At 65.9% G+C, this 13,127-nt stretch carries 12 protein-coding genes; 3 read left to right on the plus strand and 9 right to left on the minus strand.

What is annotated here, in order from left to right; genetic code table 11:
* Positions 1–13: 13 nt before the first annotated feature.
* The gene (locus THL1_RS22765; protein ID WP_069085352.1) at positions 14–616 is read right to left on the minus strand and encodes a TetR/AcrR family transcriptional regulator; all 603 of its coding nucleotides are present in this window, start codon (positions 614–616) and stop codon (positions 14–16) included.
* Between the two features lie 103 nt (positions 617–719).
* Between THL1_RS22765 and THL1_RS22770 the strand changes: the two genes are divergently transcribed.
* Together THL1_RS22770 and THL1_RS22775 are read left to right on the plus strand one after the other, a co-directional pair.
* Positions 720–1,553 carry a crotonase/enoyl-CoA hydratase family protein gene (locus tag THL1_RS22770; RefSeq protein ID WP_069085353.1) on the plus strand — a complete coding sequence of 278 codons (834 nt, stop codon included), beginning with the start codon at positions 720–722 and terminating at the stop codon, positions 1,551–1,553.
* Between the two features lie 40 nt (positions 1,554–1,593).
* Positions 1,594–3,351: an AMP-dependent synthetase/ligase gene (locus THL1_RS22775; protein WP_069085354.1), complete on the plus strand. Its 1,758-nt coding sequence runs from the start codon at positions 1,594–1,596 to the stop codon at positions 3,349–3,351.
* Positions 3,352–3,453: 102 nt separating this feature from the next.
* On the opposite strand, the gene THL1_RS22780 is transcribed toward THL1_RS22775, so the two are convergent.
* Together THL1_RS22780 and THL1_RS22785 are read right to left on the minus strand one after the other, a co-directional pair.
* Entirely contained in the window at positions 3,454–6,570 is a 3,117-nt protein-coding gene (locus tag THL1_RS22780) for an efflux RND transporter permease subunit (RefSeq protein ID WP_069085355.1), read from the minus strand.
* Between the two features lie 6 nt (positions 6,571–6,576).
* Complete coding sequence (locus tag THL1_RS22785) at positions 6,577–7,680, minus strand: efflux RND transporter periplasmic adaptor subunit (RefSeq protein ID WP_069085356.1); 1,104 nt, start codon at positions 7,678–7,680, stop codon at positions 6,577–6,579.
* Positions 7,681–7,772: 92 nt separating this feature from the next.
* Between THL1_RS22785 and THL1_RS22790 the strand changes: the two genes are divergently transcribed.
* Positions 7,773–8,408 (plus strand): TetR/AcrR family transcriptional regulator, encoded by a 636-nt coding sequence (locus tag THL1_RS22790; protein WP_069085357.1) that lies wholly within the window; start codon positions 7,773–7,775, stop codon positions 8,406–8,408.
* A 134-nt stretch (positions 8,409–8,542) separates the two neighbouring features.
* Here the strand turns inward: THL1_RS22790 and THL1_RS22795 are convergent, their stop codons facing one another.
* The 6 genes from THL1_RS22795 to adk all read right to left on the minus strand — a co-directional run bounded on the left by THL1_RS22795 (position 8,543) and on the right by adk (position 12,989).
* Positions 8,543–9,316, minus strand: coding sequence for a class I SAM-dependent methyltransferase (locus THL1_RS22795; protein ID WP_069085358.1), 774 nt, complete (start codon positions 9,314–9,316; stop codon positions 8,543–8,545).
* 80 nt (positions 9,317–9,396) lie between these two features.
* Positions 9,397–10,224, minus strand: a complete 828-nt coding sequence (locus THL1_RS22800; RefSeq protein WP_069085359.1) for an isocitrate lyase/PEP mutase family protein — start codon at positions 10,222–10,224, stop codon at positions 9,397–9,399.
* Between the two features lie 49 nt (positions 10,225–10,273).
* Complete coding sequence (locus THL1_RS22805; RefSeq protein ID WP_069085360.1) at positions 10,274–11,128, minus strand: DUF72 domain-containing protein; 855 nt, start codon at positions 11,126–11,128, stop codon at positions 10,274–10,276.
* Positions 11,128–11,469, minus strand: a complete 342-nt coding sequence (locus tag THL1_RS22810; RefSeq protein WP_069085361.1) for a hypothetical protein — start codon at positions 11,467–11,469, stop codon at positions 11,128–11,130. Before THL1_RS22810 ends, THL1_RS22805 begins: the two co-directional genes overlap by 1 nt.
* A 107-nt stretch (positions 11,470–11,576) precedes the next feature.
* Complete coding sequence (gene tsaB, locus THL1_RS22815; RefSeq protein ID WP_069085362.1) at positions 11,577–12,257, minus strand: tRNA (adenosine(37)-N6)-threonylcarbamoyltransferase complex dimerization subunit type 1 TsaB; 681 nt, start codon at positions 12,255–12,257, stop codon at positions 11,577–11,579.
* A gap of 84 nt (positions 12,258–12,341) precedes the next feature.
* Complete coding sequence (gene adk, locus THL1_RS22820) at positions 12,342–12,989, minus strand: adenylate kinase (protein ID WP_069085363.1); 648 nt, start codon at positions 12,987–12,989, stop codon at positions 12,342–12,344.
* Positions 12,990–13,127: the final 138 nt, after the last annotated feature.

Raw genomic sequence — 13,127 nt, forward strand, 5'->3', positions numbered from 1 at the left:
CCTCTGCTTGTGGTCAAGTCGGCTGGAGTGGCGCCAGGGCGCCACGGATGAAATGCCAGAGCTGGCGGGACAACTGCTCCGCCGCCGGCCGCGGCGAGCGGCCGAGGGCTTCCAGCAGCGCCTGATGCATGCCGCCGAGGATCATCGCCGACACCAACTCCGGGTCGAGGCTGGCGTTCAACTGGCCGGCGGCCTGGCCGCGGCGGATGTTGTCGGCACCCTGGCGCACATTCTCGGCGATGCGCTGGGCTTCCAGCGCCGCCACTTCCGGTTCCCGCGCCAGGCTCACCAGCAACAGTGGAGCCAGGGGTTCGGCGTAGACGAACTGCACTGCGAGCCTGACCCGCTGCTCCTCGCGGCTGCACCAGTCCTCGGCGCCTGGCAGCGGGTCCACCGCCATCACCTCGGCCTGGTAGCGATCGTGGAAATCCTCGGCCACCGCCGCAAGCAGGCCCGCGCGAGAATTGAAGTAGCGGTAGATCAGGCCGACCGAGACTCCCGCCCGCTCCGCCACCCGCCCCACCTCCAGGCCGCCACCCTGTTCCAGCAGTTCTGCTCGGGCGGCATCCAGCAGGCTGGTACGGGTTCGCAGGGCTTTGGCGGAAAGATCGGACATGCAAGCACTCGACAAACTGATAGACAACAAAAGTGAATTCAGTTTACTTATTTATCTCGACGCGCCAAGCCCTCGACCAACAAAAACAATGGAGTGCTTCCCCATGACCGAGTCCACCGTCCATTACGCTGTTGACGGCCGCATCGCCACACTCACCCTGAACCGTCCGGAGCGCCTGAACGCCATCGACGACCGCATGCCGGCCGACCTCGAAGCGGCCGTGCTGCGCGCCAACGCCGATAACGCTGTCCATGTGATCGTACTCACCGGCGCCGGGCGCGGATTTTGCAGCGGCTACGACCTCAAGTTCTTCGCCGAGAATCCACGCGGCATCTATGGCAGCCAGGAAATGCCCTGGGACCCGATGGTCGACTACGTGCTGATGAAGAAGAACACCGAGCACTTCATGAGCCTGTTCCGCAGTTACAAACCGGTGATCGCCAAGGTCCATGGCCCGGCGGTGGCCGGCGGCAGCGACATCGCCCTGTGTTGTGATCTGATCCTCATGGCCGACGAGGCGGTGATCGGCTACCCGCCGGCGCGGGTCTGGGGCTGCCCCACCACCGCCATGTGGGTCTACCGCCTGGGCCCGGAGAAGGCCAAGCGCATGCTCCTCACCGGCGACTTGATCGATGGCCGCGAGGCCCAGCGCCTCGGCCTGGTCTACCAGAGCGTGCCCCAGGCCGAACTGGATGCGGCCGTACAGACGCTTGCTGCCCGCATGCAGGGCATCCCGAAGAACCAGCTGATGATGCAGAAGCTGATGATCAACCAGGCCTTTCACAACATGGGCCTGGAAACCACCCAGATGTTCGCCACGCTTTTCGACGGCATCACTCGCCACAGCCCGGAAGGCGTGCGCTTCAAGGCCCGCTGCGAGGAAGTGGGATTCGCCCAGGCGGTCAAGGAGCGCGACTCCGGCCAGCCGATCCCCTGAGTGAGTCGCAACCCGTCCAACCGAGTACAGGAGGTGTTCGATGACGACACAGCAACCGCCAGCCGATCTGCCCAGCATCCCTGCCCTGCTCGCCTGGCGGATTACTCACACGCCGGACTGGCCCGCCGCCCAGGTGCGTGACACCGACAGCTGGCGAACCCTGGACTGGGGCGAGGTCGCCCGCCGCAGTGAGACGTTGGCCCAGGCCCTGATCGCAGCCGGGGTGCAGCCCGGCGACCGGGTGGCGATCTGGAGTCGGACCCGCCTGGAATGGAGCCTGCTGGATTTCGCCGTGCTCTGTGTCGGCGCCGTCAGCGTGGGGCTCTACCCGAGCCTGAGCCCGGCCCAGGCCATCCAGCAACTGCAGCGCGCCGACTGCCGCCTGTTGTTCGTCGAGCACTCCGCCTGGGCCCTGGCGCTGGATATACAGGGCCTGCGGGTCATCTGCCTCGACCCGCCCGCAGCGGGCAGCGGCCACCAGGGGCTCGACGCCTTCCTCGTCCAGGCCGGGGACATCCCGACCCAGCAGGTCAGGCAACGCTGGCAGGCGCTGGACCGCGATGCCCTGGCCAACCTGGTCTTCACCTCGGGGACCACCGGCGAGCCGAAGGCGGCGATGCTCAGCCACGGCAACCTGCTCGCCTCCATCAGCGCCTATACCCTGCCGATGCCACGCTACAGGAGCCTGGCGTTTCTGCCGATGGCCCACGTCGGCGAACGGGTGATCGGCCAGTACCAGCGCCTGTGGTGCGGTGCCCAGGCCGCCTATGTGCCGGACATCAACGACGTGCCCCAGGCGATCCTCGAAGTGGAGCCGGACTTCTTCGGCAGCGTGCCACGCCTGTACGAGAAATTGCATGCGGCGGTCATGGCCCAGCGCGAAGCGATGTCGCCCGGCAGGCGGCGGCTGCTGGCCTGGGCATTGCGCGCCGGTTTCCGCCACGCCCGCCACGAAGGCAACGGCATTGGCGGCCTGAAACTGCTGCTGGCCCGGCGACTGGTGCTGGACAAGCTGCGCCAGCGCCTGTTCGGCTCGCGCATCCGCGTGCTGGTGAGCGGCGGCGCTCCCCTGGACGCGGGCCTGGTGGAGTTCTTCTCCGCCCTGGGTCTGCCGCTGTGCGAAGGCTGGGGCATGTCCGAATCCACCGCCTTCCTCACCTCCAACGAGGCTGGCACGCGCAAGGCCGGTGCGGTTGGCCGCGCCCTGTCCGGCGTCGAGTTGCGCATCGACGAGGACGGCGAAGTGTTGGTGCGTGGTCCGCTGGTGTTCAAGGGTTACTTCCGGCAGCCGGAGAGGACCGCCGAAACCTTCACCACCGACGGCTGGCTGCGCACCGGCGACCTCGGCCGGCTCGACGACGAGGGCTACCTCTGGCTAACCGGGCGCAAGAAGGAGCTGATCATCACCGCCGGCGGCAAGAACATCGCACCATCGCCCATCGAGGCGCGCCTCAAGCAGCACCCGCTGGTGGAACAGGCCCTGGTGCATGGCGACCGGCGCAAGCATCTCAGCGCCCTGCTCGCCCTGGATCCGCAGCGCCTGGAGGCCTGGGCGCAGAACCGGCGATTGCCCGGCAAGGTGGATGACTGGCCAGGCTCCCCCACTCTGATGACGGAGTTGCAGGCCCATGTCGACAGCGTGAACGCCGATCTGTCACAGGTCGAGCGGATCAAGGCCTGGACGCTGCTTCCGCGCCTGCTCAGCCAGGAAAAGGACGAACTCACGCCGACGCAGAAGCTCAAGCGTCCAGTGGTGGAGCGCAACTTCGCGGCCTTGCTGGATAGCCTGTACGACTAGACGGGACGCCCGGCCGAGACACCGACGGGTTGCTGTCTGCATGACGGCGAGACGGTCTGCCGCAAAAAAGCATGAAAAAGGCCCCCGAAGGGGCCTTTGTGATCAGTGACTGGGCTGGGCGTCGGGGGCCAGCGCTGGCTTCAGCTGCTCCGCCTCCACCGGTTTGACCCGGAACCACGCGGCATACAGCGCCGGCAGGAACAGCAGGGTCAGGGCGGTGGCGACGATCAGGCCGCCCATGATGGCCACGGCCATCGGGCCGAAGAACACGCTGCGCGACAACGGGATCATTGCCAGCACCGCCGCCAGGGCAGTCAGCACGATGGGTCGGAAACGTCGCACCGTGGCTTCGATGATGGCGTGCCAGCGATCCAGGCCATGGGCGATGTCCTGCTCGATCTGGTCGACCAGTATCACCGAGTTGCGCATGATCATCCCCGCCAAGGCGATGGTGCCGAGCATGGCGACGAAGCCGAAGGGCTGGCGGAACACCAGGAGGAACAGGGTTACGCCGATCAGCCCCAAGGGCGCGGTGAGGAACACCATGGCCGAGCGCGAGAAACTCTTCAGCTGCAGCATCAGCAGGGTCAGCACGACCACGACGAACAGCGGCATGCCGGCGTTCACCGAGCGCTGCCCACGGGAAGAGTCTTCCACCGTGCCGCCGACCTCCAGCAGGTAGCCGTCCGGCAGCTCGGCACGGATCGGGTCCAGTGTCGGCGAGATGTCCTTGACCAGGCTGGCCGGCAGCGACTTGTCGTAGATGTCGGCACGCACGGTGACGGTGGGCAGGCGGTTGCGGTGCCAGATGATGCCCTCCTCGAAACCGTATTCCAGGGTGGCGATCTGCGACAGCGGCACGCTGTGGCCGTTGTCCGTGGGCACCGCCAGGCTCGGCAGCAGGGCCAGTTCCTGGCGTTCACGCACGGTGCCGCGCAGGAGGATCTCGATCAGCTCGTTGTCTTCACGGTACTGGCTCACCGGCGCGCCGGTCAGCGAGCTCTGCAGGAAGCGCGACAGGTCGGCGGTGCTCACGCCCATGGCGCGGGCGCGGTCCTGGTCGATGTTCAGCCGCACGACCTTGCTGGGCTCCTCCCAATCCAGGTGCACGTTCACCACATGGGTGTTCTCGCGCACCTTGTCGGCCACCTTGCGCGCCAAGGCGCGGACTTCGTCGATGTGCTCGCCGGATACGCGGAACTGCACCGGGTAGCCCACCGGCGGGCCGTTCTCCAGCCGCGAAATACGGCTGCGCAGGGTGGGGAAATCATCGTTCAGAACCTGGATCAGCCAGCTGCGGACCTCCTCGCGGGACTCAATGGATTTGGCCAGCACCACGAACTGGGCGAAGCTCGCCGCAGGCAGCTGCTGGTCCAGCGGCAGGTAGAAGCGCGGCGAACCGGTGCCGACATAGGCCACATAGTTGTCCACACCCGGATGCTCGCGCAGCAGCTGCTCCAGGCGCTTCACTTCAACCTCGGTGTTGGCCAGGGACGATCCCTCACCCAGCTTGAGATCGACCATCAGCTCCAGGCGGCCGGAGGACGGGAAGAACTGCTGGGGCACGAAACGGAACATGGCGATGGAGGCGACGAACGCGGCCAGCGTCAGCAGGATCACTGTCTTGCGCCGACGCACGCACCACTCCACCACGCGGCGGACACGCTGGTAGAACGGCGTCGAATAGGGGTCGTGGCCCTTGTCGCTGCCGCCATGTTTCTGCGCATGCAACCTGGCCAGGTCCGGCAACAGGCGATCGCCCAGATAGGGCACGAACACCACGGCGGCAATCCAGGAAACCACCAGGGCGATGGTCACCACCTGGAAGATCGAGCGGGTGTATTCGCCGGTGCCGGATTGCGCGGTGGCGATGGGCAGGAAGCCAGCGGCAGTGATCAGGGTGCCGGTGAGCATCGGGAAGGCCGTGCTGCTCCAGGCGTAGCTGGCAGCCTTGAGGCGGTCGTAGCCCTGCTCCATCTTGATGGCCATCATCTCCACCGCGATGATCGCGTCGTCCACCAAAAGGCCCAGTGCCAACACCAGGGCGCCGAGGGAAATCTTGTGCAGGCCGATGCCGAGGTAGTACATCACCGCGAAGGTCATCGCCAGCACCAGCGGAATGGACAGCGCCACCACCAGGCCGGTGCGCAGGCCCAACGAGAAGAAGCTCACCAGCAGCACGATGATCAGCGCTTCAGTGAGTACGCGAACGAACTCCCCTACCCCGGTCTTCACCGCTGCCGGCTGGTCGGACACCTTGCGCAGCTGCATGCCGGCCGGCAGGTTCTGCTGCAGGCGGGCGAACTCGTTTTCCAGCGCCTGGCCAAGCACCAGGATGTCGCCGCCGGCCTTCATGGACACCGCCAGGCCGATGGCATCCTCGCCCATGAAGCGCATGCGCGGCGCCGGCGGGTCGTTGAAGCCACGGCGTACCTCGGCCACATCGCCAATGCGGAAGGTGCGGTCCGCCACGCGGATGGGGAAGTCGCGGATTTCCTTCACCGAATCGAAGCGGCCGGATACTCGCAGTTGCACCCGGTCGCTGGGGGTTTCGAAGAAACCGGCAGCCGCCACGGCGTTCTGCTCTTCCAGGGCTTGCTGCACGGCGGCGAGCGGCAGCCCCAGGGTCGCCAGCTTCACGTTGGACAGTTCGATCCAGATCTTCTCGTCCTGCAGCCCGAGCAGATCGACCTTGCCGACGTCCTTGACCCGCTGCAGCTGCAGCTGGATGCGGTCGGCGTAGTCCTTGAGCACGGCGTAGTCGAATCCTTCGCCGGTCAGCGCGTAGATGTTGCCGAAGGTCGTCCCGAACTCATCGTTGAAGAACGGCCCCTGGATACCCGGCGGCAACGTATGGCGAATGTCGCTGATCTTCTTGCGGACCTGATACCAGAGCTCGGGAATCTCGTTGGAGTGCATGGAGTCGCGAGCAATGAAGGTCACCTGCGACTCGCCAGGGCGGGAGAAGGAGATGATCTTGTCGTACTCGCCGGTCTCCATCAGCTTCTTCTCGATGCGTTCGGTGACCTGGCGGGAGACTTCTTCGGCACTGGCGCCGGGCCAGTTGGTACGCACCACCATGGCCTTGAAAGTAAAGGGCGGGTCTTCGCTCTGCCCCAGCTTGGTGTAGGAAATGGCCCCGACAATGCCCAGCAGCAACATGATGTAGAGGACGATCTGGCGGTTTTTCAGCGCCCAGGCGGACAGGTTGAAATTCACGGTGCCTTACTCCTTGGCCAGCAATTTCACCGAACGGTTGGCGCGGTCCACCGGCCGCACCTGCTGGCCTTCGCGCAGCACCTGCACGCCGGCCGCCACTACCCAGTCATCGGGCTTCAGGCCTTCAAGCACCGGAACGCGGTCCTCGCCATAAGGACCGACGCGCACCAGACGGCGTTTCAACGTCGAATCCTTGGGATCGACCACCCAGACATAGGGCTGGCCGGCTTCCGCGGTCAGGGCCGAAAGCGGCACGGAAAGCGGCACCGAACCGTTGCTGCGGATGAATACGCGGGCGCTCTGGCCCAGCTCTGCCGGGACCTTGCCATCGGCGAAGGCGACACGTGCAGCGAAGGTGCGCGACTGCGAGTCGGCAGCCGGCGCCAGTTCACGGATGCGCGCCGGGAAGCGCTGGCCGGGCAGTGACCAGAGTTCGACGGCCACCTCCTGGCCCACCTTGAAGCGGTCGATCGCATGTTCCGGCAGGCTGATCAGCACTTCACGCTCGCCGTCGGCGGCCAGGGTGAAGACTGTCTGCCCGGCGGCGACCACCTGCCCCACTTCCGCGCGGCGGCTGGCGATCACGCCGTTCTGCGAGGCACGAAGCACGGTGTAGGCCGCCTGGTTACTGGCGACGTTGAATTCGGCCTTGATCTGCTTAACCCGCGCCTCGCCCGCGCGGTACTGGTTCTCCACGTTGTCGTACTGGGAGCGGCTGATCATCTGGCGGTCCAGCAGGGTGCGGTAGCGGTCGCGTTCGGCCCGCACCAGCTTGAGGTTGGCCTCGGCAGCGGCGACCTGGGCGTGGGACGCCTCCAGTTGCAGCCGCACGTCTTCCGGGTCCAGTTCGGCCAGGGGCTGGTCCTTCTTCACCCGCGCCCCCATTTCCACCAGGCGTTTAATCACCTTGCCGCCGATGCGAAAGGCCAGCTCCGGCTCGTAACGTGCGCGCACCTCGCCCGGGAAAGTATCCACCGCATCCGCTGCCGGCTCCGGCTGCACCACCATGGCCGGACGCACCCCTTGTTGCACAGGCTCCCCGTTACCGCAGGCTGCGATCAAGAGGGAAAGGGACAGGGGCAAAGCGAGGGGCAAGGCATGGCGAAACATGATGAATGACCTTTCGCGAAGAGCAGCTGGAATATTTATACTGCTGGGTATAGTAAAAATAGCAAACTCACCAGTCCAGTATTTATATAGAAATGTCAGACAATTCATTTCCGACCAGCGGCCCAGGCCGCCCGAAAGATCCCGCGAAGAGAAAGGCAATTCTCGAAGCCGCGAAGAATCTTTTCCTGAGGAACGGCTACGACGGCAGCAGCATGGACGCCATCGCCGCCGAGGCCGGCGTGTCCAAGCTGACCGTGTACAGCCACTTCACCGACAAGGAGACGCTGTTCTCCGCCGCGGTGAAGGCCAAGTGCGAAGAGCAGCTACCGGAGCTGCTGTTCGAGCTGCCGGCCGACGCCAGTATCGAGAGCGTGCTGCTGAACATCGGCCGCAGTTTCCATCAGTTGATCAACAGCCGCGAATCCCTGGAGCTGCACCGGGTCATGGTGGCCATGGCCAACCAGGACCCGAAGCTGTCACGGATGTTCTACGAAGCGGGGCCGCTGCGGATCCAGCAGGAAATGACCGGGCTGCTGGACCAGGCCAACCAGGCCGGCAAACTGCGCATCGAGCAGCCGCTGAATGCCGCTGAGCACTTCTTCTGCCTGATCAAGGGCGGGCACAACTTCCGCCTGCTGATCGGCTGCGGCGCGGCCCTGGAAGGGGACGCCGCCGAGCAGCACGTGCGGGAAGTGGTGGAGTTGTTTGTCAGGGCGTATGCGCCCTGACTCCCTCGCTGCCGTAGGTTGGGCCGGGCGGAGTTCCGCTGAGGTACGAAGCCCAACACCTCGCTGCTGGGCCTCGCTGCGCTCGGCGCCAACGTACAGGCTCTGAACCAAAGCGCGGACAAGCTGCGGGAGGCTCAGCTTCCCAGCTTCTTCTTCGGGTAGATATCGTAGCGGCTGGACTTCCCTTCCAGTGCATAGCTCGGTTTGGCGCCTTCGATGATCGGCGCCTTGCGCGGACGCTTCACCACCACCCGATGGCTGGCCAGGGCCAGGGCGGCCTGCAGCAGCGCCGGGGCATCCTGGTCATCGCCCACCAAGGGGCGGAACAGGCGCATCTCCTTCTTCACCAGCGCGCTCTTGTCGCGGTGCGGAAACATCGGATCAAGGTAAATCACCTGAGGCGGCTCACCTTGCCAGTTGCCCATCAGCTCGATGGCGTTGCCCTGCAACAGGCGCATGCGCACAGCGATGGCCGCTGTTTCCAGGTCCTGCCCGGCACGCGCCAGGCCGTCTTCCAGCAAGGCGGCGATCAGCGGCTGGCGTTCGATCAGGGTCATTTCACAGCCCAATGTGGCAAGGACAAAGGCGTCGCGCCCGAGTCCCGCCGTGGCATCCAGCACGGTCGGACGAACGCCCGGCTGTACCCCGACCGCCTTGGCAATCATCTGTCCGCTGCCGCCGCCGAACTTGCGCCGGTGCGCTGCGGCGCCTTCGACGAAATCCACTCGCACCGGTCCCGGCGAGTCAGGGCCAAGCTGCAGCAACTGCAGGCCTTCGCCGCCCAACTGCAGGGCGAAATCCGCTTTCCCTTCACGCGTCAGCCCCAGGCGCGCAGCCCAGGCATCCAGCGCTTCGGCAAACGCCGGCTCGAGGGCCTCGGCCCTTACCCTGACAGAATCTTCACTCATGAACGCTCACGCCTGACCGGAAAAACCCGCGCATTCTGCCAGAGCCTGTAGCCAGCGTCCCGTTGGCCCGCAGCCTCCGCTCAGGACCGGAACAGGTCGTTGATGCGATCGAAGGGCATCGCCTGCCCCATGGCTGCCAGGTTGCCTGCACGAAGCCCTTCCGCTGCCTGGAAAAAGGCGCCATAAGCAACGCGCACCAGGTTGGAGCCCACGCTGACCCGCTTGACCCCCAGCTCGGCCAACTCCTCCAGCCCCAGCTTCAGGCTGGGCGACCCCACCAATACGTTTACCGGACGCGGCGCCACGGCGCGTACCACCGCATGAATCTGTTCGCGGGTGGTCAGGCCCGGTGCATAGAGCACATCGGCGCCCGCGTCCGCATAAGCCGCCAGGCGACGCAGGGTGTCGTCCAGGTCAGCACGGCCGTGGAGGAAATTCTCCGCTCGCGCCGCCAGGGTGAAGGGGAAACCGAGGCTGCGGGCCGCCTCCACTGCCGCGCGGATGCGTTCCACCGCCAGTTCCAGTGGATAGATGGGGTCGTCGGCGCGGCCGCTGGCGTCTTCAATGGAACCGCCTACCAGCCCGACAGCAGCGGCCGCACGAATGGCCGCCGCGCAGTCCTCGGGGTGATCCCCGTAGCCGTTCTCCAGGTCCGCCGCCACCGGCAGCGGCGTGGCTTCGGCTATGTCGCGGGCATTGGCCAGTGCTTCTTCACGACTCACGTTGCCTTCAGCGTCGCGGCGGCCCAAGGCAAATGCCAGGCCCGCGCTGGTGGTGGCCAGCGCGGCGAACCCCAGGTGGGCGAGCATCTTCGCCGAGCCGGCGTCCCAGGGATTGGGCAGGACGAACAGGCCGGGCGCGCGGTGCAGGGCAGCGAAGGTTTCGCCGCGTTGCGCTTGGGTGGTCATGGGCAGGCTCCGCAATCAGGGGACAGAGGCCGATAGCCTAGCCCAAGGCTCAGAGCAGGCCGAGTTGTTCGGCTGGCGGCTTCGGCAGGTCGAGAGGTGGAAGCCCTGGCAGACGCTCGCACAACGCGGCATGGAAGCGCAGGGCCTGGGCGGCCGCCAGATGGTTGTCCGGCGTGTGCAGGAAGACATTCGGCGTCAGCCCCTGCTCGATCCACCCGGCCACCTTGTCCAGCCAGGGGTCGAGGAAGCTCTGGTTGGCGTCCAGGTCAGGGCCGCCGATGAAACGCACCTGCGGGCTGGCACTGAACGCGGTGGGTCGCACGGGCACTCGTGGCTTCTTCGACTGCGCATGGAGCACCGCCGGGTCCTGCGAACGCACGCTGAACAGCGCCCGGGAATCCAGGCAGATGCGCTCCACGCCGCGCTCATGGAGCAGGCGGTTGAGCGCGCGTTCCGCCTCCCCCTTGTCGAAGAAGGCCCGGTTGCGCACTTCCACGGCAATAGGTTGGTGATTGAATTCGTCCAGCCAGCAGGCCAGCTCGGCCAGTCGGCTCGGCCCGAACGTCGCAGGCAGTTGCAGCCAGAGCGGGGCCAGGCGCGCGCCCAAGGGCGCCAAGAGCTGGAGGAACGCATCGGTGGCGAGGAACTGCTCGCGCAGGTCACCTTCGTGGCTGATGTCCCGAGGCAGCTTGGCGCAGAAGCGGAAGTGCTCCGGCATGGTCTGCGCCCAGCGCTGCAGGGTGTCGGCGGAAGGCCGGGCGTAGAAGGTGGTGTTGCCTTCTACCGCATTGAACACCTGGACGTAGTGGCCGAGGGTATCAGCCGGGCGCAGCTCGGCGGGATAGAAGCTGCCGCGCCAGGCCGGCTCGTTCCAGGACGGGCAGCCCAAGTGGTAGGGCAACATCAGGCGTAGAGGTCGAGGCCGAGAACTTCGGGGGCGTCGGACTCGGTAGCCAGCAGGGCGGTGGAGCTGTAGCTGGCAATAGCCTGGGCGGCGCGGTTGCTGATGGTGCGGTGTTGGGTCAGGTCCTGCGGGCGAACCGGCAGACTGTCTCCGGAGCTATTGCTGGCTTGAACACGACGGGGCTGGGGGGCCTGCTCGAAACCCTGGGTCGTGGAGGGTGCGCTGGGCTGCTCACGGCGCGCCTCCTCCTCGCGCTGGATCTCGCGCAAAGGCGTGACCGCGCTGCCCTGACGGGGGCTGCGCTCCAGCGGATAGGAAGAGGTGAAGCCGTCAATGCGCATCGGTTACTGCTCGGCAGTGCTGGCGTTTCGAGATGAGTGCCACAGTGGACTCTAGCCACCCTGCCCCGGCTTGGCAATCCGGGGCACAAGGGCCGATTGGGGCAATTCTACTGCGTCGCCTTGGGCGTGGCGACGTTGTCGCGCAGGTAGACCGGCTGAGCCTGATCGGCCGGCAGGCCTTCGCCCCGCGCCCAGGCGAAACGCGCCAGGGTCAGCAGGTCTTCGGCGTGTGGCAACAGGGCCGGAGACTGACCGCTGACCTGCACTGGAATGCGCGCGGCGAAAGTCCCCCAGCCCGTGCCGGCGCCATACCAGTCGCCACTGGCGTCACGCGGCAGCATGGCCTGCTCGGGCGGCAGCACCGCTTCCACGCCGGCCAGACGCATCTCACCGGCCTCCAGGCGGTAGCAGCCCCAGTAGACCTCGTCCATGCGCGCATCGATGGCCGCGGCTACCTGGGTGGCGCCCTGCTCGCGGTGGGAGCGCTGGGCCAGCACGGCCAGGTCGGAGATCGGCAGCACCGGACGATCCAGGGCAAAGGCCAGCCCCTGGACGACGCCGATGGCAATGCGCACGCCGGTAAAGGCGCCCGGACCGCGGCCGAAGGCGATGGCATCCACTGCCGCCAGCGGCAGGCCGGCCTCGCCCAGCAGGGTCTGGATCATCGGCAACAGGCGCTGGGCGTGCAGGCGCGGGATCACCTCGTAATGGCTGAGCACCTTGCCGTCATGCAGCAAGGCAACGGAGCAGGCTTCGGTGGCGGTATCCAGGGCCAGCAGAGTGGTCATCGAGAAGTCCAGGCGCGGAAAAAGGCGGGCATTATAAACGCCAACGGCCCGCAAGCGGGCCGTTGGTCAGATACGGGCTGCGTCTCAGCTGAGGGCGGCCAGTACCTTGCCGGTGATGTCTTCCACCGAGCCAACGCCGGCGATGGCGCTGTATTTCGGGGTGCCTTCAGCGGCGGAGAGTTTCTGGTAGAAGTCCACCAGCGGCTTGGTCTGCGAATGGTAGACGGACAGGCGCTTGCGCACGGTGTCTTCCTTGTCGTCATCGCGCTGGATCAGGTCTTCGCCGGTTTCGTCGTCTTTGCCGGCAACCTTCGGCGGGTTGTGCTCGGTGTGGTAGACGCGGCCGGAAGCCGGGTGTACGCGACGGCCGGCGATGCGGCTGACAATTTCCTCGTCGTCCACGGCGATCTCGACCACGTGGTCGATGCTCACGCCAGCTTCCTTCATGGCTTCAGCCTGAGGGATGGTGCGCGGGAAGCCGTCGAAGAGGAAACCATTGGCGCAATCGGGCTGGGCAATGCGTTCCTTGACCAGGTTGATGATCAGGTCGTCAGAAACCAGGCCACCGGCATCCATCACGCTCTTGGCCTGCAGGCCGAGCTCGGTGCCGGCCTTGACCGCTGCGCGCAGCATGTCGCCAGTGGAAATTTGCGGAATGCCGAACTTCTTGGTGATGAAGCCGGCTTGAGTACCTTTGCCGGCACCAGGGGCCCCCAGCAGAATCACGCGCATCGATGTGCTCCTCAAAGATTTTGTTTTCAGATCGGTCGGATTCGCCTCATGGGGCCAATCTCAGAATAGGTTTTTCGGCGTCGCTGTCGGGCCAAAAGGACGTTCAAGATACACAGCGCCCCTATAGCGCACAAGACG

This window comes from Pseudomonas sp. TCU-HL1, assembly GCF_001708505.1.
In the GTDB taxonomy this organism is placed as follows: Bacteria; Pseudomonadota; Gammaproteobacteria; order Pseudomonadales; family Pseudomonadaceae; genus Metapseudomonas.

Bases quoted from the DNA above. Each gene is read 5' to 3' on its own strand.
- THL1_RS22775 (WP_069085354.1), top strand. From the start codon at position 1,594: ATGACGACACAGCAACCGCCAGCCGATCTGCCCAGCATCCCTGCCCTG.
- THL1_RS22765 (WP_069085352.1), bottom strand. From the start codon at position 616: ATGTCCGATCTTTCCGCCAAAGCCCTGCGAACCCGTACCAGCCTGCTG.
- THL1_RS22805 (WP_069085360.1), bottom strand. From the start codon at position 11,128: ATGTTGCCCTACCACTTGGGCTGCCCGTCCTGGAACGAGCCGGCCTGG.
- adk (WP_069085363.1), bottom strand. From the start codon at position 12,989: ATGCGCGTGATTCTGCTGGGGGCCCCTGGTGCCGGCAAAGGTACTCAA.
- tsaB (WP_069085362.1), bottom strand. From the start codon at position 12,257: ATGACCACTCTGCTGGCCCTGGATACCGCCACCGAAGCCTGCTCCGTT.
- THL1_RS22785 (WP_069085356.1), bottom strand. From the start codon at position 7,680: ATGTTTCGCCATGCCTTGCCCCTCGCTTTGCCCCTGTCCCTTTCCCTC.
- THL1_RS22810 (WP_069085361.1), bottom strand. From the start codon at position 11,469: ATGCGCATTGACGGCTTCACCTCTTCCTATCCGCTGGAGCGCAGCCCC.
- THL1_RS22770 (WP_069085353.1), top strand. From the start codon at position 720: ATGACCGAGTCCACCGTCCATTACGCTGTTGACGGCCGCATCGCCACA.
- THL1_RS22800 (WP_069085359.1), bottom strand. From the start codon at position 10,224: ATGACCACCCAAGCGCAACGCGGCGAAACCTTCGCTGCCCTGCACCGC.
- THL1_RS22795 (WP_069085358.1), bottom strand. From the start codon at position 9,316: ATGAGTGAAGATTCTGTCAGGGTAAGGGCCGAGGCCCTCGAGCCGGCG.
- THL1_RS22790 (WP_069085357.1), top strand. From the start codon at position 7,773: ATGTCAGACAATTCATTTCCGACCAGCGGCCCAGGCCGCCCGAAAGAT.